This is a genomic window from Sphingomonas sp. CROZ-RG-20F-R02-07 (assembly GCF_022662335.1).
Classification (GTDB): domain Bacteria; phylum Pseudomonadota; class Alphaproteobacteria; order Sphingomonadales; family Sphingomonadaceae; genus Sphingomonas.
In genome coordinates this window covers 100,610-125,101 of sequence record NZ_JAKNQJ010000002.1, presented here as the reverse complement: position 1 = coordinate 125,101, position 24,492 = coordinate 100,610, and the positions used below count along the sequence as shown (strand labels likewise).

22 protein-coding genes, 1 tRNA gene and 1 other annotated feature are annotated in these 24,492 nt (G+C 69.2%); of the genes, 8 read left to right on the top strand and 15 right to left on the bottom strand.

Features of this window, described 5'->3' with window-relative positions:
- Window position 1: 1 nt before the first annotated feature.
- The 4 genes from L8H00_RS04440 to L8H00_RS04425 are packed head-to-tail and all read right to left on the bottom strand — an operon-like array spanning window position 2 to window position 5,527.
- Window positions 2-1,696: a glycoside hydrolase family 43 protein gene (locus L8H00_RS04440; RefSeq protein ID WP_242096036.1), complete on the bottom strand. Its 1,695-nt coding sequence runs from the start codon at window positions 1,694-1,696 to the stop codon at window positions 2-4.
- 37 nt (window positions 1,697-1,733) lie between these two features.
- The gene (locus tag L8H00_RS04435) at window positions 1,734-3,161 is read right to left on the bottom strand and encodes a GH1 family beta-glucosidase (protein WP_242096035.1); all 1,428 of its coding nucleotides are present in this window, start codon (window positions 3,159-3,161) and stop codon (window positions 1,734-1,736) included.
- A 53-nt stretch (window positions 3,162-3,214) separates the two neighbouring features.
- Entirely contained in the window at window positions 3,215-5,110 is a 1,896-nt protein-coding gene (locus L8H00_RS04430; RefSeq protein ID WP_242096034.1) for a hypothetical protein, read from the bottom strand.
- Between the two features lie 42 nt (window positions 5,111-5,152).
- Window positions 5,153-5,527, bottom strand: a complete 375-nt coding sequence (locus L8H00_RS04425; protein ID WP_242096033.1) for a hypothetical protein — start codon at window positions 5,525-5,527, stop codon at window positions 5,153-5,155.
- Between the two features lie 162 nt (window positions 5,528-5,689).
- On the opposite strand from L8H00_RS04425, the gene L8H00_RS04420 reads away from it, so the two are divergent.
- Entirely contained in the window at window positions 5,690-5,893 is a 204-nt protein-coding gene (locus L8H00_RS04420) for a hypothetical protein (protein ID WP_242096032.1), read from the top strand.
- A gap of 79 nt (window positions 5,894-5,972) precedes the next feature.
- Here the strand turns inward: L8H00_RS04420 and L8H00_RS04415 are convergent.
- Window positions 5,973-6,047: transfer RNA gene (locus L8H00_RS04415), tRNA-Thr, on the bottom strand.
- Between the two features lie 86 nt (window positions 6,048-6,133).
- Between L8H00_RS04415 and L8H00_RS18765 the strand changes: the two genes are divergently transcribed.
- Window positions 6,134-6,262: a hypothetical protein gene (locus L8H00_RS18765; RefSeq protein WP_277924275.1), complete on the top strand. Its 129-nt coding sequence runs from the start codon at window positions 6,134-6,136 to the stop codon at window positions 6,260-6,262.
- On the opposite strand, the gene L8H00_RS18760 is transcribed toward L8H00_RS18765, so the two are convergent.
- Both L8H00_RS18760 and L8H00_RS04410 read right to left on the bottom strand, forming a co-directional pair.
- Window positions 6,253-6,375: a hypothetical protein gene (locus L8H00_RS18760; RefSeq protein WP_267379849.1), complete on the bottom strand. Its 123-nt coding sequence runs from the start codon at window positions 6,373-6,375 to the stop codon at window positions 6,253-6,255. The two genes, L8H00_RS18765 and L8H00_RS18760, sit on opposite strands and share 10 nt — an antisense overlap.
- A complete protein-coding gene (locus tag L8H00_RS04410) occupies window positions 6,357-8,159 on the bottom strand; it encodes an aminopeptidase P family protein (protein WP_242096031.1) in 1,803 nt (600 codons plus the stop codon). Before L8H00_RS04410 ends, L8H00_RS18760 begins: the two co-directional genes overlap by 19 nt.
- Before the next feature lie 135 nt (window positions 8,160-8,294).
- Here L8H00_RS04410 and L8H00_RS04405 point away from each other — a divergent pair, with 135 nt between their 5' ends.
- The gene (locus tag L8H00_RS04405; RefSeq protein ID WP_242096030.1) at window positions 8,295-8,543 is read left to right on the top strand and encodes a glutaredoxin domain-containing protein; all 249 of its coding nucleotides are present in this window, start codon (window positions 8,295-8,297) and stop codon (window positions 8,541-8,543) included.
- Window positions 8,544-8,917: 374 nt separating this feature from the next.
- Here L8H00_RS04405 and L8H00_RS04400 read toward each other — a convergent pair whose 3' ends face one another.
- Window positions 8,918-11,464 (bottom strand): TonB-dependent receptor plug domain-containing protein, encoded by a 2,547-nt coding sequence (locus L8H00_RS04400; protein WP_242096029.1) that lies wholly within the window; start codon window positions 11,462-11,464, stop codon window positions 8,918-8,920.
- 177 nt (window positions 11,465-11,641) lie between these two features.
- Window positions 11,642-11,697: a sequence feature (sul1 is cis-regulatory element that is thought to sense ions involved in sulfur or methionine metabolism; They are found in Alphaproteobacteria), on the top strand.
- Window positions 11,698-11,768: 71 nt separating this feature from the next.
- On the opposite strand from L8H00_RS04400, the gene L8H00_RS04395 reads away from it, so the two are divergent.
- The 3 genes from L8H00_RS04395 to L8H00_RS04385 are packed head-to-tail and all read left to right on the top strand — an operon-like array spanning window position 11,769 to window position 15,785.
- Window positions 11,769-13,250, top strand: a complete 1,482-nt coding sequence (locus L8H00_RS04395) for a SulP family inorganic anion transporter (RefSeq protein ID WP_242096028.1) — start codon at window positions 11,769-11,771, stop codon at window positions 13,248-13,250.
- A 55-nt stretch (window positions 13,251-13,305) separates the two neighbouring features.
- On the top strand, window positions 13,306-15,366 hold the full coding sequence (locus tag L8H00_RS04390; protein ID WP_242096027.1) for a S9 family peptidase: 2,061 nt from the start codon (window positions 13,306-13,308) through the stop codon (window positions 15,364-15,366).
- Entirely contained in the window at window positions 15,363-15,785 is a 423-nt protein-coding gene (locus L8H00_RS04385) for an acyl-CoA thioesterase (protein WP_242096026.1), read from the top strand. The genes L8H00_RS04390 and L8H00_RS04385 overlap by 4 nt, the downstream gene beginning before the upstream one ends.
- Before the next feature lie 158 nt (window positions 15,786-15,943).
- Here L8H00_RS04385 and ppc read toward each other — a convergent pair whose 3' ends face one another.
- The 3 genes from ppc to L8H00_RS04370 all read right to left on the bottom strand — a co-directional run bounded on the left by ppc (window position 15,944) and on the right by L8H00_RS04370 (window position 19,807).
- Window positions 15,944-18,610, bottom strand: a complete 2,667-nt coding sequence (gene ppc / locus L8H00_RS04380) for a phosphoenolpyruvate carboxylase (protein ID WP_242096025.1) — start codon at window positions 18,608-18,610, stop codon at window positions 15,944-15,946.
- 224 nt (window positions 18,611-18,834) lie between these two features.
- Window positions 18,835-19,212: a hypothetical protein gene (locus L8H00_RS04375; protein WP_242096024.1), complete on the bottom strand. Its 378-nt coding sequence runs from the start codon at window positions 19,210-19,212 to the stop codon at window positions 18,835-18,837.
- A gap of 28 nt (window positions 19,213-19,240) precedes the next feature.
- Complete coding sequence (locus L8H00_RS04370) at window positions 19,241-19,807, bottom strand: HNH endonuclease (RefSeq protein ID WP_242096023.1); 567 nt, start codon at window positions 19,805-19,807, stop codon at window positions 19,241-19,243.
- Between the two features lie 74 nt (window positions 19,808-19,881).
- On the opposite strand from L8H00_RS04370, the gene gluQRS reads away from it, so the two are divergent.
- Window positions 19,882-20,709, top strand: a complete 828-nt coding sequence (gluQRS, locus tag L8H00_RS04365) for a tRNA glutamyl-Q(34) synthetase GluQRS (protein ID WP_242096270.1) — start codon at window positions 19,882-19,884, stop codon at window positions 20,707-20,709.
- Window positions 20,710-20,718: 9 nt separating this feature from the next.
- Here gluQRS and L8H00_RS04360 read toward each other — a convergent pair whose 3' ends face one another.
- Together L8H00_RS04360 and L8H00_RS04355 are read right to left on the bottom strand one after the other, a co-directional pair.
- Complete coding sequence (locus tag L8H00_RS04360) at window positions 20,719-21,183, bottom strand: dihydrofolate reductase (RefSeq protein WP_242096022.1); 465 nt, start codon at window positions 21,181-21,183, stop codon at window positions 20,719-20,721.
- Window positions 21,180-21,974, bottom strand: coding sequence for a thymidylate synthase (locus L8H00_RS04355; protein WP_242096021.1), 795 nt, complete (start codon window positions 21,972-21,974; stop codon window positions 21,180-21,182). Before L8H00_RS04355 ends, L8H00_RS04360 begins: the two co-directional genes overlap by 4 nt.
- A gap of 94 nt (window positions 21,975-22,068) precedes the next feature.
- Here L8H00_RS04355 and L8H00_RS04350 point away from each other — a divergent pair, with 94 nt between their 5' ends.
- The gene (locus tag L8H00_RS04350; RefSeq protein ID WP_242096020.1) at window positions 22,069-22,449 is read left to right on the top strand and encodes a JAB domain-containing protein; all 381 of its coding nucleotides are present in this window, start codon (window positions 22,069-22,071) and stop codon (window positions 22,447-22,449) included.
- Between the two features lie 15 nt (window positions 22,450-22,464).
- Here L8H00_RS04350 and L8H00_RS04345 read toward each other — a convergent pair whose 3' ends face one another.
- Together L8H00_RS04345 and prfB are read right to left on the bottom strand one after the other, a co-directional pair.
- Entirely contained in the window at window positions 22,465-23,166 is a 702-nt protein-coding gene (locus L8H00_RS04345) for a methyltransferase domain-containing protein (RefSeq protein ID WP_242096019.1), read from the bottom strand.
- A gap of 66 nt (window positions 23,167-23,232) precedes the next feature.
- Window positions 23,233-24,360 carry a peptide chain release factor 2 gene (gene prfB / locus L8H00_RS04340; RefSeq protein WP_242096018.1) on the bottom strand — a complete coding sequence of 376 codons (1,128 nt, stop codon included), beginning with the start codon at window positions 24,358-24,360 and terminating at the stop codon, window positions 23,233-23,235.
- Between the last annotated feature and the right edge of the window lie 132 nt (window positions 24,361-24,492).

Below are 24,492 nucleotides of genomic sequence, written 5' to 3'. Positions count from 1 at the left end.
ATCAGGGCGTATAGGCGTAAGGGCCCATCGTGGTGCCGACGAAGCCGCCGGCCTTGGCGGTGCTCAGCACCGTGCCGTCGGCATTCGCCAGCAGGCGGGTCCAGCCGCCGCCCTTCACGGCATAATCGAATGCATAGCGGCCGTCATCGGCGACGATGCGCAGCCGCAACGGCGCCCGGCCGGTGCCCGCCCCGGCCGGCAGCGGCGCGCTGGCGAGCACCATGCCGTCCACGGGATCGCCCTCGCCCGCCCGGCGCTCGACGCGGATGCGCCGCATGCCGCGATCCTGCATCAGTGCGATCAGGTAATAATGCGCTTCGTTCTGATAGGCGACGAGCCCCGCCTTGCCGCCCGGCGCCAGCGCTTCGGCGCGGATCTCGGCCGAGGCTTCGGCGTGGCGGTGCTGCTGGCGCCGGCCGAGAAAGCTCGGCTGGCCGCGCTCGCCGATCCGGTCGGGGCGCGGGGTGAGCGCCAGGCCGTCCGCCCCGGTCCGCCACCAGCGTTCGTGCGGTGTGCGCACCGTCAGCCAATAGGGCGCGAGCGTGGCCGCGTGGAAATCTTCACGCAGCGTGAAATCGCCCGATACCGGAAAAGGCCCCGGCGCGCCGCGCGGCAATGCGGGCGCGGGCGCCGCATAGGGGATCGTCTCGCCCGGCCGGGTGATGATCGGCCAGCCATCCTGCCACCGCGCGCGCAGCAGAAACGTCTCGCGCCCGGTATTGTAGAAATCGCCGGCATAGGGCCGCGTCGCGAGGAACACCGCCCACCAGTCGCCTCTCGGCGTGTCGACCAATTGCGCATGGCCGGCCGAGCCGATGGGGTTGGGCCGATCGGCCGGCAGGTCGCGCTGAGTCAGGATGGGGCGGTGCAGCGGCACGAACGGGCCGTCCGGCCGGTCGGCGCGGTACACGGTTTCCGAATGGTTGACCGAGGTGCCGCCCTCCGCGGTCATCAGATAATAATGGCCGTCGTGGCGGAAGAGGTGCGGCCCTTCCGTCCACGCGGGCTTGGTCGCGATGTCGACGCCGCCGTCCACGATCACCCGCGCGGGGCCCACGGTCTTCATCGTCGCCAGATCGAAACGCCGGATCCAGATCGCGCGGTGGCCCTCGTAGAGCGGCTTGCCCGCCGGCGCATCGTTGTTGACCAGCCAGGTGGTGCCGTCCTCATCGGTGAACAACGACGGATCGATGCCGCCGACGTCGCGGATCCACACCGGATCCGACCACCGCCCCGCCGGATCATGCGCGGTGACGATGAACGTCCCGCCACAGCCGACGCAGGTGTTGATGATGTAGAACCGGTCGCCCGCATGGTGCAGCGCCGGCGCGAACAGCCCCTCCGACACGCCGCGTCCGGTCAGGTCGAGCTGTTCCGGCCGATCGATCGCGTTGCCGATCTGCGTCCAATGGACGAGATCGCGGCTGCGAAACACCGGCAGGCCGGGAAAATAGGCGAAGGTCGAATTGACGAGATAGAACCACGCGCCGACCCGGATGATGCTCGGATCGGGGTAGAAGCCCGGCAGGATCGGGTTGGCATAATTCCCCTGCCCGGCGCGGGCGAGCGTGGCGTCGTCGCCGGTGTAGCGGAACCACGCCACCTGCACCGGCGCGGCCGGCGGGGCCGGCGGGGCCGCCGCCCCGAACAGCGCCGGGGCGATCAGCAACGCGGCGAGCCTGCGGCGGATATTCATCGGTTCGTCCGATCTTCGGCTGTACTGCGCATCCCCGTCAGACCAGCGCGTTGCGCCGGATCACCTCGCGATACCATTGCGCACTGAGCTTGGGCGTTCGCTTCTGCGTCGCGAAGTCGACATAATGGATGCCGAAGCGCTTGGTATAGCCGTCCGCCCATTCGAAATTGTCCATCAGGCTCCAGAGGAAATAGCCCTTGAGCGGAAAGCCTTCGGCGACGGCGCGGCGGAACTGGCCGACATAGTTGCGCAGGTACATCACGCGGTCGACATCGTCGATCCGGCCGTTGGTGACGGGATCGTCGGCCGAGGCGCCGTTTTCCGAGATCAGGATGGCCTTGGGGTTCCAGAGTTCGCTGACCTGGCGGACGGCCCAATAAGCGACTTCGGGCCCGACCACGAGCCAGGGCGACGCCATGCGCGGCGACGAGGCGATGTGCGGAACGACGGCATAGCCCTTGGGCCCGTCGTCCGCGCGCACCCATTCGGGCGCATAGACATTGAGCGAGACGAAATCGAGCGGGCTGCCGATCGCGGCCATGTCGCCCGGCTGCGGCTTGGGGGCGGCGGCGCCCTCCTGCGCCAGATATTCGTCCATATACCGCCCTTCCATGATCGCGGTCAGGAACATCGCATTTTCCTGGCGCGTCGCCTTCTTGGCGGCGGCGATATGCTCGGGCGTCTCGATCACGGGGGTGTAGATGACGGTGTTGTCCGCGATGCCGACCTGCGTTCCGGCCTTCGCATGCGCGCGGATCGCCTGGACGCCCAGCCCGTGCGCCAGAACGCCGTGGTGGCGCACCTGGTTGACCTCGGCCGGCGGCAGCTTCAGCCCCGGCGCATGGATCCCCTGGAGATGGCCGAGATCGGTGAAGCACCGAAGCTCGTTGACCGTCATGAAGCGGTGAACCCGGTCCGACAGCTTGCCGGCCATGAACCCGGCATAATCGGCAAAGGCGAGCGCGGTATCGCGGTTGCGCCATTCGCCGGGCAGCCCGGCGGGCAGGTCCCAGTGGAACAGCGTCACATAGGGCGTGATGTTCGCCGCCAGCAGCCCGTCGATCACGCGGTTGTAATAATCGATGCCCTTCTGGTTGGGCTTGCCCCGACCTTCGGGAAAGATGCGCGACCAGGCGATCGACATCCGGTACGCGCCCACGCCCAGATCCTTGAGCAGGCGCGTGTCCTCGGCATAGCGATGATAGCTGTCGCAGGCGACATCACCGGTGTCGCCGTTCGCGACCTTGCCCGGCGTGTGCGAGAACACGTCCCAGATGGTCGCGCCGCGCCCGTCCTCCTTCACCGCGCCTTCGATCTGGTACGAGGCCGTGGCGCAGCCCCAGATGAAATCGCGCGGAAATCCGGTGTCGAGCGGTCGCCGGGTGACGGCCGCCGCCGCGCCGCCACTCGCCGCCAGCGTCGCGCCTGCCGTCAGACCCGTTTTGATAAACCCGCGCCGATCCATCGCCCCTCTCCCCATGTTATCGTTATCACCCCCGTTTGTCAGAAACGGAAAGCCTAGGGAAGCGCCTCTTGGCTCTTCGCCGCCGCCGGCCCGGGAAGCCGCGCGAGCAACGCTTGCGCGGCCGGACGTTCGGGGCTGTCATACGCACCCACCGCGACGGGCAGGACCACCGTCCGCGCGGCATCGCGCCGATCGCGTGCGGCCAGCGCGGTCGCAAGCTGAAGCCGCGTCTCCGGCGCCGCCGGCACGCCCTCCATCGCCTGTTGCAGACCATCGATCGCCGCGACCGGCCCGGGTTCGCCGGCGACCGCAAAGCTGCGATGATAGGCGAGCAGCGGTTCCACGGCGGACGGATCGCGGCGGTTAGCCGCGACGATCACGCGCCGCGCCGCGGCCAGATCGGCCGCGCGCGTGGCGGCGGGACCATCGATCGCGGCGAGCGCCATCGCCAGCCCGCGCCAGGTCTGGGCGCGGTCGTCGTCCGGTGCCAGCGCCGTCGCCCGTGCCGCGGCGGCGAGACAGGCGGCGGCGTGATCGCTCCGGCATTCGGCTTCGGCCAGCAGCAATTGCGCATCGAGATCGGCGGAGAAGCGATCGGCATCGCGGTGCAGCCGCTCGAGCCAGCGATCCCGGCTCGCCAGCGCATCGGCGCGCGCCGTCGCGTAACGGCGCGCCACATCGGGGGCGGCACCGGCGGGCGCCGCCGCGGGGATCGTTACTCGCGCGCCCAGTTCGAGCCGCCCGCGGACGAACGCGGCCTGGCCTTCGGTCAAGCGGCGGACGGCGGGCTCCTCGTTGCGGGCGGCCGGATAGGTCACCTGCTCATAGGGTTTGCGCGCGCCGAAATAGGCGCGCAACTCGCGGGCGAGCTGGCGCTGGTCGCCGAACGCGGCCGCTGCGGTCGCCGCGTCCGCCCCGCTCGCCCGCAACGCGAGGTAGCGGCGCAGTTGCGGCCGACGCGTGTCCGAGAAGAACAGGAAATGCGTCAGCAGCCAGGCATGGATCGGCGTCCAGCCGGTCTTCCGCGGATTCTCGGTCAGATATTTGTCGCTCAGCACGTCGGCGAGCGGAAAGGCGCCGAACGCGTTCAGCACCGCCGACGTGCCCTTGGGACTGCGACCGAATTCGAGCACGGTGTCGCCGCGCACCACCAGGGAGGCGAAGATCTGCGCAAAGCCGTCCAGATACCAGCGCGGATAGGCGGCCGGAAAATAGGTCAGCAGATAATGTTGCGCATAGCCGGCATAGAGCAGGCTCTCGGCGGATACGGGAATGGTGCGCTCGCCGGTGCCGACCGTCAGGTCGCGGGGCCCCCGCATGCCCGCCGTCGCGAAACTGCCGATCAGCGCGCCTTGCAGCGCCGCGGCATCCGCCGGATTGCCGCCGGCCGCGCTGCCCGGCGATGGCGCGCCGCCGCCCGCGTTCAGCCCCTGCGCCTGGAGCGTGGACAGCACCTGAGCGGCCGTCGCCGTGGTGCGCTCGATCGCGATCTGCTGGTCGACGCGCGTCGTCGCCATCACCGCGCCGTCGCTGCGCGGATCGTAGAAGCGCGACAGCGTGAACAGGTCGTTGAACGGACCCTGCTGCCAGCGCAGGTTGCGCAGATCGAGCGCCTGGAAGGTGGGCACGTCGCCGATCATGGTGATGCGCAGCTTTACCGTATCGTCCGGCGCATCCGCACGCCCCGTCAACGCCGACAGGAGGAAATGCAGCCGCTCGACATTGCGCGCGAGCCGCACCAGTTCGGCCTCGGCCCCGTCCGACAGGATGACCACATGACCGGTCTCCGCCTCGCGCCAGCCGCTCGGACGATTGCGGGTGCCGACCACCACGATGTCGGACGGCACACCGGCCGCCGCCGGTCGCGCCGTATCGACGCCCGGGCGCTGCGCCGCCCCGACGGGCACCGCCACCAGCAACCCCGCGCACACCGTCGCCCAGCGCCGCATCGCCGCTCCCCTCGTCCTCACGCGCCGAACGCAAGCCGGCGCTTATTCCCCGAGCGTAAGCGGGCGGCGGCGGTCAGGCAAGGAGCGGCGGCGATGTCCGTCGCGGGGAATACGCGCAGGTGCCCCTTCTCCGCTTTGGCCCTCCGGCCGATCGACCGGGCCGACGCTCCAGGGCTCGTTCCATACATCGCTCACCATCGTTCGCAGCGTGCGCGTCATCGCGCTGCGCGTCAGCGCGCTTTCAAACACCAGATAACCGCGCAGGCGGTAATCGCCCATCGGCCCCTCGAGCGGGCGATAGGCGATGCGATCGTCAGGCAGACATTCGGTGGCGAAGAACAGGCTGACGCCTAGCCCCGGCGCAATCCCCTCGCGGATCGTTGCGCGGCTTTGCAGCTCGATGCTGGCGCATGGCACAACCCCGTCGCCGACAGCGCGCGCTCGGTAAAGGCGCGGGTCTTGGAGGTGCGTTCGCGCAGCAACAGGGTTTCGTCCGCCAACGACGCGATCGCGATCGCGGCGCCCGAATACCCCTGGGAGCGCCTTCGCAACGAACAGGCCCGCAAATATGAATCCTATGTGGACCTCGATGCCGAATGGTGGGCGAAGATGAGGTGGGTGGTGAATGGCTCTCGCGCCCGGCTCCATGTCGGAGATGCCACCGCGCCGACCCTGATCGTCAACGACCTGAAACTACCGCCCGCAAGCGGCGCGATCGGACTCTGGATCGGACCCGGATCCAAAGGATATTTCAAATCATTGAAGGTTGCCCTCGCGCGCTGACAATGGGCTGATCCGACCCATCGTCAGCAGCCTGTTTCGAGGCCTCGTTCCGCCGACGGGCGGAAATATCAGGAAAAAATGGTGCTGCCGGTGAGGATTGAACTCACGACCTCAGCCTTACCAAGGATGCGCTCTACCACTGAGCTACGGCAGCACTCGTCGCTTGCGGCAACGGAGCCGCGCTAAGAGCGGAGGCGGCCGCGGTTGTCAAGGCGAACCGACCAAGCCTACAGGTTTTCCATGGCGGACGACGAACGAAGCGAGCGGCTGGCGGCAGCGCTGCGGGCCAATCTCAAGCGGCGCAAGGCGCAGGCGCGGGGCGACGATGCGCCCCCCGCCCCGCCGGCGCCGCGCGAGGATCAGCGATAGACCATCATCGATCCCAGCGTCACCGCGGCGGACGCCGCCTCGTGCGCGCCGAGCAGCGTCACCGCGCCGAAGCCGAGCACCGCGGCCACCACCATCAGCCGATGGGCGAACATTCTGCAACGAGCCATGCCTCATCCTCTCCGTCGAGTTGCGGGCCGATGATCTGCGTCACCTTGGCGTGATAGGCATTGAGCCATGAAAGCTCGGAGGGAGTCAATAGGGCCGGATCGATCATATCGCGCGCGATCGGCGCGAAGGTGAGCGTCTCGAATCCCAGCATCGCGCGGCCCGGATCGCCGCCCGCCACGTCTGCGGGCACCGTCAGCAGCAGGTTCTCGATCCGGATGCCGTATTCGCCCGCCTTGTAGTAACCCGGCTCGTTCGACAGCATCATCCCCCCGCGCAGCGGCTCCAGTGCGGCGCCGCCCGGATAATTGGGCGCGGCGATCCGCTGCGGCCCCTCGTGCACCGCCAGATAGGCGCCGATCCCGTGCCCCGTGCCATGCGCGAAATCGAGCCCCGCCTCCCAGAGCGGCCGCCGCGCGAAGGCATCGATCTGGCCGCCCATCGTCCCATCGGGAAAGATGGCGGTGGCGATCGCGATATGCCCCTTCAGCACGCGGGTGAAGCGGTCGCGCATCTCGGCCGTGGGCGCGCCGATCGGGATCACCCGCGTCACGTCGGTGGTGCCGTCGGCATATTGGCCGCCCGAATCGATCAGGAAGAGCTGGCCGGGCAGGATCGGCGCATTCGATTCTTCGGTCACGTGATAATGCGGGATGGCGCCGTGCGGCCCCGTCGCCGAGATCGTAGGGAAGCTGCTGTCGCGAAGCACCCCCGTCGCCTCGCGGAACGCCAGCAGCGTGGCCGCCGCCGACAATTCGGTCTGGCCGCCCTTCACGCATTCGGTCGACACCCAGCGCAGGAAGCGCGTGAGCGCGGCGCCGTCGCGCGCCGATGCGGCGCGGTGGCCCGCGACTTCGGCCGGGTTCTTGATCGCCTTGGCCAGCACCACGGGATCGCGCAGCGGCAGCACGCGCGCGCCGCCCGCTTCCAGTGCGTCGGCGATCGCCGCTACCGCGCGCTCCGGATCCGCCGCCACGCGCTTGCCCGCATAATCGCCCAGCCGTCCGGCGAACGCCGCGCGATCATGGACGCGCACCGCGTTGCCCAGATGCTGGCGCACCGCATCGTCGATCTTCCCGGGCGCGACGAACAGATCGGTCGCGCCATCCGCACCGACGATCGCATAGGACAGCGCGACCGGGGTATGATCGACATCGCCGCCGCGGATGTTGAGCGCCCAGGCGATCGAATCGAGCGCGGTGAGCACCACGGCGTCGGCGTCCCGTTCCGCCAGCCAGTCCGCGATCATCGCGCGCTTGGCGGCCGAATTCGCGCCTGCCAATTCGTCGGCATGGACGACGAGCTTCGCGTCCGACGGCGCGGGGCGATCGTGCCACACCGCATCGACCGGATTGGCCGACGTCGCGATCAGCGACGCGCCGCGATCGGCCAGCCCGTTGCGCATCGCCTCGACCTGCGCGCGCGTGTGCAGCCAGGGATCATAGCCGATCCGGCTGTCCGCGGGCGCATGCGCGGCCAGCCAGCCCGCCACGCTCGTCGCCGGCACGTCGACATAGGCCCAGTCGTCGCCCGACACCTGCTCGCGCACCTGGATGGTGTAGCGCCCGTCGGTGAAGATCGCGGCCTCGTCGGGCAGGACCACCGCGGTGCCGGCCGACCCCTGAAAACCCGTCAGCCAAGCGAGGCGCTGCGCATAGCCGCCGACATATTCGCTCATATGCTCGTCGGTGAGCGGCACGACGAAGCCGTCGAGACGCTGCGTGGCAAGCTGCGCACGCAAGGCGGCGAGGCGTTCGGAAGAGGAGACCATGACGGACCTTCGGATCAAGAGGGGGCGAGCACGCCTGTCCGACCCCCTTGCCCGATTTGGCGGCGGCGGGACAGGGAACCACCGTGCGCGCCGGTGCGTAGCCCACCGCATCCCCATCGTTTCCGGAGAACGACCATGGCTTCGTCACGCACCGCCACGCTGTATCGCATGGTCCTTCCCGACCATACCTGCCCGTTCGGCGTCGGCGCCAAGCAGTTGCTCCAGGCGGAGGGCTTCACCGTCGAGGACCATATCCTGCGCACGCGCGACGAGGTGGAGGAATACAAGGCCAAGGAAGGCGTCGCGACGACGCCGCAAGTGTTCATCGACGGCGAGCGCATCGGCGGGCTGGATGCGCTGGAGGCGTATCTCGGCAAGGGCTGACGCGGCTGCGCGACGCTGCGGTCTCGCCGAAACCTATCGAGACATGTTCACGCGCAGGCGCGGAGGTCGCGGAGGTCGCGGAGGTCGCGGAGGCGTTAGGATTTGTGTCGCCCCCTTCCCACGAACGGGTGATGTGAGCGTGATCGGATCACCAAATCCGCTCGTGCTGAGTTCGTCGAAGCACGCTCTCCACGCTGGTCTTCGCAGTCGGAACAGGCCCTTCGACAAGCTCGGGGCGAACGGGTCGAAGGAACGCCAGCGGACTCTGGTCGCGGGTCGAATCGGGGTACGCTGCCGTGCGCAGAACACCTCCGCGCCTCCGCGCCTTCGCGTGAACCCCTCTTTTCCGCGTGGCGTTTCGAGCCCGATCCGGCTCAGAACAGCTTCCGCACGCCCAGCCGGATCGAGCGCCCGATCGGATCGAGATAGGCCGATTGAAAGCGGTTGGGCGTATCCCCGTTGCGGTCGCGCACCGCGATCCGGTCGTTCAGCAGGTTCTCGACCGTGAACTGGACCGACAGCTTGCGCGCCCATGGCTTGCGGACGAGCGGCTGGACGTCGAGCAAGCTGTAGAGCACCAGCCAGTCGCGCCCCGAAAAGCGCAGGTCGGACGCGGCCAGTTCGCTGCGGATCCGCGTCGGGCCCTGGATGCGCGCATAGACGCCGAGATTGGCCGGCCCCTTCGACAGGCTGATATTGCCGTCCACGTCCCAGCGCGGCCGGCCGCCCGTGCCCGTCAGCGTGGCGCCGTCCAGCAGATCGAGCGCATCGGAGTCGGCCGCCAGCATCAACCGGTCCTCGAGCCGATAATTGGCGGTGAGGTTCACGAACAGGCTCGGCCGGGGCTTGGGCGGCGGTGGCGGCGGCGTGATGGTCGAGACCACCCCCGTCGGCTTGGGCGGGGGTGGCGGCGTGTGGCCGAGCGGCGTCCACAGATCGAGGCCCAGCCGCAGCTTGCGCTCGGTTTCCGCGGCCAGGTTCACCGGGCGCAGATCGACCTGGGCCAGCGCGCCGGTCGCGCTGCGCAGGAACTGGCTGGGAAAGGCCTGCTGGAAAGCGGCGGTCGCGCTGCCGAGCGTCCCCGTCTGGTCGGCGATCCGCGTCTCGAGATAATCGAGATTGACGCGAAATTCCTTGTCCTTGATCGGCTTCAGCGCGGCACCGAAGCGCGTCACCCGGCGCCGCTCGGGGGCGAGCGCGGGATTGCCGCCGACGACCGTGGTCACCAGCGCGCTCGTTCCGGTCAGGAAATCGAAATAGGGCGTGTTGGGCGTGACGAGCGTGGGCGCGGACAGCAGCGCGATCGCGGGCGGCGTCTGCGCCTCGTTCACCGATGCGGCGAGCTGGAGGACGCGGGTTGGCGTCCAGGTGAGGCCGTAGTTGGAACTCGTCAGCCGGCCATAGTTCGACACGTCGGACACGCCGATCATGCCGTTCGCGGTCAACTGCCCCATGAACGACAGGGTGTTGCGCGATGCGATCGGCACGTCGGCATTGACGCTGGCGCCCCCCGTGGTGCGGCCGAAGCGCAGCGCCGGATCGGCCAGCCCCGCTTGCGTGCCGTCGCTGGTGGATCGGGCGTAATCCGCCGACAGCGTCACCAGCGCATCGCCCGCGGGCAGATGGACGAGCGGCCCGTTGGCCACCGCCTTGGTGGTCAGCGTTCCCGTGACCGTGTGGCTGGTATCCGCGATGCGCTGCCCCAGCGACGCCGGGTCGATCGGGGCGAGCGGATCGCCGCCGGCGGCGATCGCCGCCTGCAGCGCGGTGAGCGGCACGCCGCGTTCGGAATAGGCGTCGCCGTCGACCCGGTCGTACCCGCCCGTCACGCTCCACGTCCAGCGCCGGATGCTGCCCTGAAGCGTGCCCGCACCGTGCAGGTTGAGGCTGGTGTTGCGCTGGCGCAGCACGCCGCCGGCGATATAGCGGTCGACTACGACGTCTTGCGCGAACGGCAGCGCACCACCCGGCGGCACGTCGAGCGCGGCGGTCGCCAGCCCGTTCAGCCCGGATTGGTGCTGCGCCTCCGCCGCCAGGTTGAGCGAGCCGGTCATCGTCCGGCCGATCGGCGCCGCGATCGTGCCCTCCGCGCGCAGCGTGTCCATCTGCTGCTGCAACGAACGATAGGCGCCGATATCGGTGACGGCGGGCCGGTTCGCGGTGGCGGCATAACCGGCCAGCGATCCGCGCGCGCCCGCGTCCGCCGGCACCGCCGCCACGGTGACGGTTTCGCCCGCGAGCGCATCGAGCGCGGGATCGATGCGCGCGCCGTTCGGCCCGGTGACGTTGCCACCAATCGCGAACGGCGTCGCCGGGTCGGGCACGATGGCGCGCTGGCTTTGCAGCACGGGGTTCTGGCGGAAATAGGACAGGCTGAGCGAGGTGCGGCGATCGCGGTCGATCCGCGTCGAGACCAGCTCGGCATAGTTCGCGCCGCCGCCGCCCTCGGTCGCGGTGCCGCTCACCTCATGCGCCGCCACCGCACGGAAGCGTTTCTTGGTAATGAAGTTCGTCACCCGCACGGTGGGCGGAAAGCCGAACCGCGCCGCATCGCCTTCCGGCAGGATCTCGACGCGCTCCATCGCCTCGGGCGGCAGCGTCTGGATCTCCTCGAACCCCGACAGCCGCCGGCCGTTCAGCAGGAACACGGGATCGCTGCCGTCGGCCGACGTGGTCAGCCCCTTCACGCGCTTCAGCAATTCGCCCAGGCTCGTCGCGCCCAGCGATGCGATCGCCGCCTGGTTGAGCACCGCGACCGGCTCGTCGGTGCCGATCGCCGATCCGCGCACACGCTCGGCGGTGACGACGATGTCTTCGCCGGCGGTGGACGCGTCGGGTGGCGGCGGCGGAACGGGCGCGGCCTGTTGCGCCGCCGCCATGGCGGGCCAGGCGACCGCTGCGGCGGCCAGGGTGCAGCACATGCGTCGTTGCCGTCGAGCCGTCATCGGTCTTCCCCCCGCTCGATCATGAGGAGACCCGAGGATGGTGGTCGAATTGCGGCGCTCGCGCGACGCCCCCGCTCATCGTCGATCATAATGGATGGTGTTGGCGCCCCGCCGTTGTGCGGCGGCGGGTTTGCGCCTAATGGGGGGCATTCGCCTGGACCCGGTGCAAATCCGGGTGGCTCTTCCGGCCGCCGATCCGCCGGACAACGCAACCCGCCCAGTCCTGCCTCGCATCGCCGCGCGTGATGCCCGTCTGTGCGGTCAATGCGGATATCTGTTCATGACCTCTTCTTCTCTCGCCCGGTATCGCGCCGAATGGTTCGGTGGCGTTCGCGCCGCCCGGATCGACATCCTTGCCGGCATGGTCGGCACCTTTGCGCTGATCCCAGAGGTCATCGCCTTCTCGTTCGTCGCGGGCATCGATCCGCAAGTGGGGCTGTTCGCCTCGTTCGTCATCGGCATCGTGATCGCGTTCGCGGGCGGCCGGCCGGCGATGATCTCGGGCGCGGCGGGATCGGTGGCGCTGGTGGCCGCCGCACTCGTCCATGCGCATGGCCTGCCGTATCTGCTCGCCGCCACGCTGCTGGCGGGCGTGTTCCAGATCGTGTTCGGGCTGGCGAAGCTCGACATCCTGATGCGCTTCGTCTCGCGCTCGGTGCGCACCGGGTTCGTCAACGCGCTCGCCATCCTGATCTTCTCGGCGCAGGTGCCGCAGATGCTGGGCGTCGACTGGCACAGCTATGCGATGATAGCGCTGGGCCTCGCCATCATCTATCTGCTGCCGCGGCTGACGACGGCCATCCCCTCCCCGCTCGTCTGCATCGTCGTGCTGACCGGCATCGCCGTCGCCGTGCCGATGCCGCTGCGCACCGTGGCCGATCTCGGGCGGCTGCCGGGATCGCTGCCGTCCTTCGCCCTGCCGCATCTGCCCGCCACCTGGGCAACGCTCGCCATCGTCGCGCCCTATGCGCTGGCGATGGCGGCGGTCGGGCTGCTCGAATCGATGATGACGGCGAGCGTCGTCGACGACCTGACCGAGACGACCAGTTCCAAGGCGCGCGAATGCACCGGGCTCGGCCTCGCCAACGTCGCCGCCGGGCTGTTCGGCGGTATCGCCGGGTGCGGGATGATCGGGCAGACGGTCGGCAACGTCCGCTATGGCGGGCGCGGGCGGCTGTCGACGCTGGTCGCGGGCGTCTTCCTGCTCGTCGTCATGGTGCCGCTGCGCCCCTGGGTTGCGCAGGTGCCGGTGGCCGCGCTGGTGGCGATCATGGTGATGGTCTCGATCAGCACCTTCTCCTGGGGATCGCTCCGCGATCTCGCGCGGCATCCCAAGGTGTCGGGCATCGTGATGGTGGCGACCGTGCTCGTCACCGTGGCGACGCACGATCTGGCCGCGGGCGTTGCCGTCGGCGTGCTGCTGAGCGGCGTGTTCTTCGCGTTCAAGGTGACGCGGCTGATGCAGGTCGCGGTCGATTACGATCCCGCCAGCGACACGCGGCTGTACCGTGTGTCGGGCCAGATCTTCTTCGCCAGCGCCGACATCTTCGCCGACCGCTTCGACCTGCGCGACACGGCGAGGCAGGTGCGGATCGATCTCGCCCAAGCCCATCTGTGGGACGTCACCGCGGTGGGCGCGCTGGAGGATGTGGTCGGCAAATTGCGGCGGCACGGCATCGCGGTGGAGGTGATCGGGCTGAACGCGGCGAGCGCGATCCTGGTCGATCGCCACGCGCCGCTCATGCGCCCGCAGCCGGTGTGAGCGGGGCGGCGCACGCGCCCTGTCCCCCCGCTTCGTCCGCCGCTACAAGCCGCGCATGACCGATCCCACGCCCCCCGTCGCCGCGATCCGCCCCCACCGCTTCACCGTGCATGGCCGCACGATCGAGGATCCCTATGCCTGGCTGAAGGACCCGAACTATCCAGAGGTGAACGACCCCGACGTGCTCGCCTATCTGGCGGCCGAGAACGCCTATTTCGAGGCGATGATGGCGCCCCACCGGCCGCTGGTCGACACGCTCTACGAAGAGATGAAGGGCCGCATCAAGGAAGACGAACGCTCCGTCCCGCAAAAGGATGGCGACTGGCTCTACTGGACCGCGTTCGAGACCGGCGGCCAATATCGCCAATGGTGGAGGAAGCCTGTCCTGGGGGGCGCGGACGAGCTGCTGCTCGACGAACCCGCGCTGGCCGAGGGGCACGAGTATTTCCGGCTCGGCGCCTTTTCGGTCAGCAATGACGGCCGCTATCTCGCCTATGCGATCGACGACAGCGGCGCCGAGCGGTTCGAGGTGCGCGTGAAGGATCTCGAGACGGGCGAGCACCTGCCCGAGGTGATCCCCGGCATGCTGTCCGAGATCGTGTGGACCGCGGACGATGCGGGCTTTCTCTACGGCCTCGCCAACGATCAGTGGCGCACCGACAATGTCCGCTTCCACCGGCTCGGCACGCCGGTTGCGGAGGATATCGAGATCTTCCACGAGGACGACGAGGGCTTCCGCGTCGGCGTGGCGGAGACGAGCTCGCGCAAATGGATCGTCATCGCGACCAGCGATCACGTGACGAGCGAACTCTATCTGCTGCCCGCGCACGAGCCGCTCTCGACGCCGATCCTCGTCTCGGCGCGGCGGGAGGGCCGCGAATATGACGTGGACGAGCATGACGGCACGCTGTTCATCCACACCAACGACACCGATCCGAACTTCCGCCTGTGCACCGCACTGGTGGAAGAGCCCGGCGCCTGGACCGAGCTGATCCCGCCCTCCCCGCATTTCTACATGACGGGCGTGGAATGCTATCAGGACTATTTCGTGGTCGAGGGCCGCGAGGACGGCTTGGACCGGATCGCCATCCACCGTTACGAGGACCCGACGCTCGGCCGGTCGATCGACTTTCCCGAGGCGAGCTATGCCGCGGGCCTCGGCGACAATCCCGAATATGACATGCCCGTGCTGCGGCTCGGCTATGAATCGATGGTCACGCCCGGCACCGTCTATGATTACGACGTGGCGACGGGCGAGAAGACCGTGCTGAAGGTGCAGGAAATCCCCAGCGGCTATGACGCGTCGCGCTACGCCACCGAGCGGCTGAAGATCGCGGCGCGCGACGGGACGGAGATCCCGGTGTCGATCGTCTATCCCGCAGGCTTCCCGCGCGACGGTTCCGCGCCGCTGTTCCTCTATGCCTATGGCGCGTACGGCTATGCGATCCCGCCTGGCTTCTCGACCGGGCGGCTTTCACTGCTCGATCGCGGCTTCGCCTATGCCATCGCGCATATCCGCGGCGGCGACGATCTGGGCCAGCAATGGTATCTCGACGGCAAGCTGGAGAAGCGCCAGAATACCTTCGACGACTTCGTCGACGTGGCCAAGGGACTGGTCGCGGACGGCTGGACCAGCGCGGGCCGGATCGCGATCGCGGGCCGCTCGGCGGGCGGCGAGCTGATGGGCGCGGTGGTCAATTCCGATCCCGAACTCTGGGGCGCGGTGATCGCCGATGTGCCCTTTGTCGACGTGCTCAACACCATGCTCGACGACACGCTGCCGCTGACGCCGGGCGAATGGCCCGAATGGGGCAATCCGATCGAGGACGCCGACGCGTTCGATCGCATCCGCGGCTATAGCCCCTATGACAATGTCCGCGCGCAGGCCTATCCGCCGCTGTTCATCTCGGGCGGCCTCAACGATCCGCGCGTGACCTATTGGGAGCCCGCGAAATGGGCCGCCCGCCTGCGCGCGACCAAGACCGACGACACGGTGCTGCTGCTCAAGACCAATATGGGCGCGGGCCATGGCGGCAAGTCGGGCCGGTTCGAGAGCCTGCGCGAGGCCGCGGAGGAGCATGCGTTCGTGCTGTGGCAGATGGGCATCGCGGGATGACGGTGCGGCCGCGCTTCGCCATGGCCATCACCGCGACGGCGGCGGACATCGACGTGTTCGGCCATGTCAACAATGCGGTGTGGGTGCGCTGGATCCAGGACGTGGCGACGGCGCATTGGGAGGCGGTCGCGCCGCCCGAGCACAAGGCCGCCTATGCCTGGCTCGTGACGCGGCACGAAATCGATTACCGCGGCAACATCGCCGCGGGCGAAAGCGTGACCGCCGAAACCTGGGTCGACAAGCCGCCCCAGGGCGCCCGCTACGACCGCCACATGCGCTTCACCGGCGCGGACGGTCGCACCAAGGTGGAGGCGGTGACGACCTGGGTGCTGATCGACCGCGCCAGCGGCCGATTGCTGCGCGTCCGGCCCGATATAGCGGCACCGTTTCTCGAGGCCGGATCGCCGGTCGGTGGCTGAACCGGCTCGATCCTGGCGGCGGCGGGGGATGGGTCGCGGACACGCTGTTTTGCGCAAAGATGCCAAGACGCAAAGCTGTCGAACATCCTGCCAGCGGCGCGACCCAAACTCGGCGCCTCCACGCCTCCGCGTGAACCGCTCCCGATAACGGCGACGATCTACCCGCTGTTGCGCAGCGCCGTCGCGATGGCGTTGATCGACAGCAGGATGCCCTCGCCGATCCGCGGATCCTCCTCGCCCGCGCGGTGGCGTTTGAGGAGTTCGATCTGGAGCAGGTTCAGCGGCTCGATATAGGGCAGGCGCAGCCGGATCGACGCCTCGAGCTGCGGATGTTTGGCGAGCAGCCGCGTCTGGCCGGTCGCGGCGAGCAAGCCGTCATGCGTCGCCTGCCACCCGTCACGCACCGTGCCGAAGATCCCGCGCAGCGTGGGATCCTCCACCAGCTCGGCATAGCGCGCGGCGATCCCCATGTCGGATTTCGCCAGCACCATCTCCATGTTCGCCAGCGAGGCGGCGAAGAACGGCCAGCCCTCAGCCATCTCCACCAGCAGCCCCTTGTCGGGGAACGCGGCCAGCGCCGCGCCGACGCCGTACCAGCCCGGCAGCATCACGCGCGCCTGCGCCCAGCTGAACACCCAGGGGATCGCGCGCAGATCCTCGATCCGGTCGGACTTGGTGCGGCTCGCGGGGCGGCTGCCGATCTTCAGGCTGCCGATCTCGGCGATCGGCGTCATCTGGCGGAAAAAGGTGCGGAAGCCCTCCGTGCCATAGACGAGGTCGCGGTAAGCATGGAACGCGGTGGCCGACAGAATGTCCATCGCGCCCGCGAAGCGCGCGCTTTCGGACGGCGACAGCGGCTCGGGCTCCAGCGTGGCGAGCAGCGTGGCGGCGGCGATCGCCTCCAGATTGGTCATCGCGCTTTCGCGGGTGCCGTATTTGGCGGCGATCACCTCGCCCTGTTCGGTGATCCGGATGCGGCCCTGCACCGTGCCCGCAGGTTGCGCGCGGATCGCGGCGAACGCGCTGCCCCCGCCCCGCCCGACCGCGCCGCCGCGGCCGTGGAAGAGCTGCATGCGCACGCCCGCCGCCTCGAACACCGGCTTCAGCGCGGTCGACGCCTTCGACAGGCTCCAGGTGGAGGTGAGATAGCCGCCGTCCTTGTTGCTGTCGGAATAGCCGATCATCACCTCCTGATGGCCCCGCGCGCGCGCGACCGCGGCCATTTCGGGCAGCGCGAACCATGCCGCCATCACCTCGGGCGCCGCCTCCAGATCCTCGATCGTCTCGAACAGCGGCACCGCCATGATCGCGGCGCTCGCCGGATCGCCGGGCCGGTAGAGGCCGAATTCCTTCAGCAGGAGGTTGATCTCGAGCAGGTCACTCACCGACTTGGCCATCGAGACGATGTAGTTGGCAATGCAGGCCGGCCCATAGCGCGCATGCGCCTCGGCCGCCGCGCGCACGATCGCGAGTTCGCCCCGCGTCTCGTCCGAATAGTCCATATAGGGGCTGGCGAGCGGCCGGGCGCTGGCGAGTTCGGCGCGCAGCAGCCGCACGCGCGCGTCTTCGTCGAGCGCCAGATAGTCCGGCTCCACCCCCGCCGCCTTCAGCAATTCGGCGACGACGCGTTTGTGCACCGCCGAATTCTGCCGCAGATCGAGCGTGGCGAGGTGGAAGCCGAAGATCTCGACCGCGCGGATCAGCCGGCCGAGCGCTCCGCCGCTCGACAGCGCGCCGCCATCCGCGGCCAGCGCATGCGCGATCGTCGCCAGATCGGCGCGGAACGCCGCCGGATCGGGATAGGGCTCGCCCTTGAGCGCACCGGGCCGGGGCGCGAGCCGGCCGGTCAGCGCGACGTGAGTCGCCGCCAGCCGCGCATAGATGCCCGACAGCGCGCGCCGATAGGGCTCGTCGCTGCGGCTGGGCGCGGCATCGCCGCTCGCCTCGGCCAGCGCCGCGACGCCGGCATCGACATCGGCGGACGCGATCGACAGTTCGGCGCCCAGCGCATGGACGCTATCGAGATAGGAGACGAGCACCGCCTCGCTCGCCTTGGCCAGCGCCACCTTCAGCGAATCGGCGGTGACGAACGGGTTGCCGTCGCGGTCGCCGCCGATCCAGCTTCCGGGCTTGAGGAAGCTGGGGCTGCGACGGCCGAGCGCGCGATCCCAGCGCTGATAGAGCGCGGGGAGCGCCGGCACGAATACGTCGCGCAGATAGCTGAGCGCGGTATCCACCTCGTCGGTGACGACCAGCTTCTCGCGGCGGAGCACGCGCGTCTGCCACAGCAGGGCGATCTGGCGCAGGATCGCGTCGTCCACCAGGTCGCCCTCGGGCGTCGTCTCGGCGCCCGCATCGCGCACCAGCATCAGCTCGGCGATACGGTTGCGGTGATCGATCATGCTCTTGCGGCGCACTTCGGTCGGGTGCGCGGTCAGCACCGGCGCGACGAGCGCATGGCCCAGCCGGTCGAGCACCGCGTCGCCGTCGATCCCCTCGCCCGCCAGCCGATCGAGCGCCGCGGCCAGCGTCGCGCCCTCCTCGGCGGCGATCCCCTGGCGATCCTCGGCGAGGTTGGCGAGCATCGAAAAGAGCATGAAGCCGCGAACGAACGCCAGCGTCTCGTCGAGGCCGAGCCGCCCGAGCGCGACGTCGGGTGCGGGCGCGCCGTCCGCCCCGTCGCGGTATCGCTCGACGGAGGATTTGCGGATCGCCTCCGTCGCCTCGAACAGCGACTCGCCGCCATGATCGCGGATCACGCGGCCGAGCAGCGCACCGAGATAGCGGACATCGGGATTGTTGGCGATCGGCGGGCGTATGGTCATGCCCGCATGCTGCGATGCCGCGCGATCCGGGTCAATCGCGGATTGGCGAGGGCCGACCTGTGGTGGTGGCGTCTCTCACGCCGTTCGACCTCAGCTCGTCGAAGCCTGTACCGATCTCCGACAAAGGGGACCTGTTCCACACACGGACGCCCACCGGCCCTGGGAATGCTTCGACACGCCCGGCACGAACGGTTCGAGGCGGGATCGATTCGCGTCGCCGCGCCCTAGCGCTCGTTCGCCAGCACCGCGCGCTCGTCGGAGGTCACCGCGGAATCGTGATTGAGATCGGCCTTGTCGAAGCGCGCCATCATGCCCTCGCTGAACTCGCCCTGCGTGATCCGCCCGTCATGGTTGCGGTCGAGCCCGGCGAGCTTCGAGTCGCGGCGGGGATATTCGTCGGGGGTCAGCACGTCGTCGCCATTGTGATCGAGTTCGTGGAAGCGGCGTTCCATCTGGCGGCCGAAATCGGCGCGCGAGGTAACCGAGGGCGGCACGAAGTTCGCCGCGCGGGCATCCGCCATCGCGCGCTTTTCCTTCTTCGTCGGCCCGCAACCCGCGATCAGCATCGCGCCTGCCAGCACCGCGATCGTCGTCCACCGCATTCGCCCGTCCCCCACCGCCCAGCGGCGCCTATGCCTCCAGCTCGACATCCCAATAGAGCCAGTCGCGCCATGTGCCATGCAGATAGTGCGGGGGAAAGCGTTTGCCATGTTCCTGCAGATGCCAGCTCGTCGGCCGGATCGGGGTGACGTAGAGTGGCATCGATGCCTGTTTAGGGGTGCGGCCGCCCTTGCGCAGGTTGCACGGCGCGCAGGCGGTGACGACATTTTCCCAGGTCGTCCGGCCGCCCTGCGCGCGGGGGATGACGTGATCGAAGGTGAGATCGCCGTGATGGCCGCAATATTGGCAGGCGAAACGGTCGCGCAGGAACAGGTTGAAGCGGGTAAAGGCGGGAAATTCGGAGGGGCGCACGAACTGCTTCAGCGCGATCACCGATGGCAGCTTCATCGCCAGATTGGCGCTGTGCACCTCGCGCTCGTAATGCGCGACGATATCCACGCGATCAAGGAACACCGCCTTCACCGCCGTCTGCCATGGCCAGAGCGACAGCGGATAATAGGACAGCGGCGTGTAATCGGCGTTCAGCACCAGCGCCGGACAGCCCTCCGGATGGCGGATCAGGTCGGGATGAAACACGGCTCCTCCCACATCATGGCCTTGCACGCGGCATGGCCGATCGCGATGACAGAGGCATGACAGCACGGGCCGGGATGGCGGGTCAAGGGGCGGATGGCGCCATCGTCACGCGGTTCGCGCCGAGCCCGACGGGGCGGCTGCATCTCGGCCACGCCGCCTCCGCCATCCGCGCGCATGATTTCGCCCGCGGGCGCGGCGGGCGTTTCCTGCTGCGGATCGAGGATATCGACGGCGCCCGCTCGCGCCCCGAGCATGTCGCCGGAATCCTCGACGATCTGGCCTGGCTGGGGCTCGCATGGGACGGCCTGTCGTTCCAGTCGCAGCGCACCGCGCTTTACGACGACGCGCTCGCAACGCTCCAAGCGCGGGGCCTCGTCTATCCCTGTTTCTGCACCCGTGCCGAGATCGCGGCCAGCGCGTCCGCGCCGCACGGCGCCGTGGCGGTCTATCCGGGCACCTGCCGCGAGCTAGTCGCGCCCGATCCCGCACGGCCGCATGCGTGGCGGCTCGCCATGGCGGCGGCGCACACGCGCGCGGGGCCGCTGATCTGGACGGACCATGGCGAGACCGTGGCGGCCGATCCGCTCGCGCAGGGCGACGTGGTGCTGGCGCGCAAGGATGCCGCCTCCAGCTACCATCTCGCGGTGACGGTAGACGATGCCGCGCAGGGCGTGACCGACGTGGTGCGCGGCGACGATCTGTTCGCCCCCACCCATGTCCACCGGCTGTTGCAGGCGCTGCTCGGGCTGCCGACGCCGCGCTATCACCACCATCCGCTGATGACGGGCCCGGACGGCGTGCGCCTCGCCAAGCGCACCGGCGCGCCGTCGCTGGCGGCGATGCGGCAGGCGGGCGAGGACGGCCATGCGGTCGCGGCGCGGGTGCGCGCGGCGCTCGGCTGAGGCGGCGCGTTAGCGCTCCAGCGTGACGAAGCTATAGGCTGGGCGATCGCCCTCCGCCGGATGATCCGCGCGCGCGATCTCGCGCCAACCGGTGAAGCGCGGCATCACCGTGTCGCCCACGGGCGCGGCATGCACCTCGGTCAGTTCGATCCGCGCGGCATGCGGCAGCAGCAGCGCATAGATTTCCGCGCCGCCGATCACCGCCGCGTCCGGCCCCACCAGCGCCAGCGCCTCGGCCACCGAATGCGCCACCTCCGCGCCCTCGGCGCGCCATCCCGTGTCGCGGGTCAACACGATGTGGCGCCGGCCCGGCAGCAGCGCGGGGAAACTCTCGAACGTCTTGCGGCCCATCACCATCGGCCGGCCCATCGTCTGTGCCTTGAAGCGCTTCAGGTCGGCGGGGATACGCCACGGCAGCACGCCGTCGCGGCCGATCACGCCATTGTCCGCGCGGGCGACGTGAAGCACGATCACACCGCCACCGGCGCCTTGATATGCGCCTGCGCGACATAATCGTGGAGGACGAAATCCTCATAGTCATAGGCATCGATCGACGGCGGGCGGCGCCGGATCTCCAGCCGCGGCAAGGCACCGGGATCGCGCGTCAGTTGCAGCCGCGCCTGCTCCAGATGGTTGGCATAAAGGTGGCAATCGCCGCCGGTCCATATGAACTCGCCCGGCTCCAGCCCGCATTGCTGCGCCAGCATGTGCGTCAGCAGCGCATAGCTCGCGATGTTGAACGGCACGCCCAGGAAGATATCGGCGGACCGCTGGTAGAGCTGCAGGCTCAGCCGGCCGTTCGCGACATGCGTCTGGAACAGGCAATGGCACGGCGCCAGCGCCATCGCGTGCAGGTCGCCCGGATTCCACGCCGTCACGATCTGGCGGCGCGAGGCGGGGTTCGTGCGGATCTGCGCGATCAGCTCGGCGATCTGGTCGACATGGCGGCCGTCCGCCGCCACCCAGTCGCGCCACTGCTTGCCGTAGACGGGGCCGAGATCGCCCTCTGCATCCGCCCATTCGTCCCAGATCGCCACCTTGCGCTCCTGCAGCCAGCGCACATTGGTGTCGCCGCGCAGGAACCACAGCAGCTCGACGATGATCGAGCGCAGGTGAAGCTTCTTGGTGGTCAGCACCGGAAAGCCCTGCGCCAGATCGAAGCGCATCTGCGCGCCGAACACGCTCAGCGTGCCGGTGCCGGTGCGGTCCATCGTCTCGACGCCGGTCGAGAGCACGCGGTCCATGAGATCGAGATATTGGCGCATGGCCGCCTGCCTACGCGGGCGATCGCGATCCGCCAAGCGCCGGAACGGAGGCGGTTGCGCGTGCGCGGACCGGGGCCGGCGGGCACCCGGGTGCGTGACGCCGCCGCCCGCCCCGTTCGACGCCGAATCGCTCGCCCGCCGCTTCGCCGGGATCGGCCGGGCGCCGCGCGAGATCGCCGCGGTGACGTATCTTGATCCGAAATGGCGGCTTCTCGCGCTGCGTCACGTCGCCGGCGGGCGGAGCCATCTCGTCGTGCCGCTGCGCACCGTGGTGCGCGACGCGATCGGCTTCGGCGCGGCGCGCGTCGTGCTGGTGCATGGCCACCCCAGCGGGGATCCGCAGCCGAGCGGCGCCGATCACGCCTATACCCGCCTGCTCGCGCGGACGCTCGACGCGGTGGGGGTCGTGCTGTTCGACCATCTGGTGCTGGCGGGCGAGGCGGCGACGAGCATGCGCGCGATGGGGATGCTGTAGGGTGAAGCCACGCCCTCAGCCCAGGCGACAGGCCTTGATCGCGGCGGGCGCGGGGCGCGGGCCGACCGCGCGGAAGGTGGCGAGATAGCCGCCGGCGGACGGCATGTCCTTCATGGCCACCTCCGCATAGCCGACCGCGGCGAACTCGCATTTCAGCAGGGCGGGCGGCGTGCCGTGATTCTGCGTCGGGCGATCGGCATCGACCACGACGACGAGCCCGTCGGGCTTGAGCGACGGGCGCAGGTGCCAGAGAAACGCATAGGGCTGCGCGATCTCGTGATACATGTGCACCATCAGCACGCGATCGAAGCTGGCGGGCGGCAGCTTGGGATCGTCGGGCTCGCCGAGCCGCACGCTGACCGTGTCGAGTCGCTCGCGCGCCGCGCGCTCCGCCAGCGTATCGCGCACCGCGGGAAAAATGTCCTCGGCCAGCACGCGGCCGGTCTTGCCGACGCGGGCGGCCAGGCGGATCGTGTAATAGCCCTCGCCCGCACCGATATCGGCGACGGTCATGCCGCGCGCCACGCCACCCTTGTCCATCACCTCGCGCGCCTCGTTCAGCCGGTCGCGATCCTCCTCGGTGGACCAGCGCGACGAGACGATCCCCGCGACCGGCCGATCGGCGGCGGGAAAGGGGCCGGGCTGCTCGGGTTCGTGGTGGATCAGCGGCTTGGAGCCGTCGCACGCGGCGAGGAGAAGGGCGATCGCCACGGCCACCCCGTGCCGCGTCCGGAGCGGAAAGCGCGTTCGAGGCGGGGACAGGGGCAAACGCGCGACCGGCACTTAATCCACGTCCTCCACATCGGCGACTTCGCCCGTCACGCGCTGCGACAGCGCGGCCGCCATGAAGGCGTCGAGATCGCCGTCGAGCACGTCGGACGGGCTGGTGGAGACGACGCCGGTACGCAGGTCCTTCACCATCTGATAGGGCTGCAGCACATAGGAGCGGATCTGGTGGCCCCAGCCGATATCGGTCTTGCCCGCATTCTCGGCATTGGCCGCGGTCTCGCGGATCGCGAGTTCGCGTTCGTAGAGCCGCGCGCGCAACTGGTTATAGGCCTCCGCCTTGTTCTTGTGCTGCGATCGCTGGTTCTGGCACTGGACCACGATACCGGTCGGGATGTGCGTGATGCGCACCGCCGAATCGGTGGTGTTGATGTGCTGGCCGCCGGCGCCGGACGCACGATAGGTGTCGATGCGCAGGTCGCTTTCGTTATATTCGACCTCGATATTGTCGTCGACGACGGGATAGACCCAGACGCTCGCGAACGAGGTGTGGCGCCGCGCCGCGCTGTCATAAGGGCTGATGCGGACGAGGCGGTGCACGCCGCTTTCGGTCTTGGCATAGCCATAGGCGTTCTCGCCCTTCAGCAGCAGCGTGGCCGATTTGATCCCGGCCTGCTCGCCCGAATGCTGGTCGATCAGCTCGACCTTCAGCCCGTGGCGCTCGGCCCAGCGCGAATACATCCGGCTGAGCATGCCCGCCCAGTCCTGGCTCTCGGTGCCGCCCGCGCCCGCATTCACCTCGACATAGGTGTCGTTGCCGTCGGCCTCGCCCGCCAGCAGCGCCTTCACCTTGTCGCGGTCCGACCGTGCGGCGAGCTCGGCGAGCGCGGCGACGCCGTCCGTCTCCATCGCGGTATCGCCCTCGGCCTCCGCCATCTCGATCAGCTCGACGGTGTCGGCCAGCTCGCTCTCGATCGCGCGCGTCGCGGTGATCGCCTCGTCCAGCCGGCGACGCTCGCGCATCACCTCCTGCGCGGCCTTGGGATCGCTCCACAGGGCCTGATCCTCGACGCGCGCGTTCAGCTCGTCGAGCCGGCGCAGCGCGCGGTCCCAATCGAGGAACCGGCGCAGCAGCGCCAGCGCATCGTTGATGGTGTCGACATGGGCCTGCGCTTCGGCGCGCATCGGTAATCTCCTTTGCCGTCATCCCCGCGAAAGCGGAGACCCATCTCGTACCGTTCGATCGAGGGACCGGGGAAGATGGGTCCCCGCGTGCGCGGGGATGACGTCGATGTGGCGGGTCACCACGCTATATAG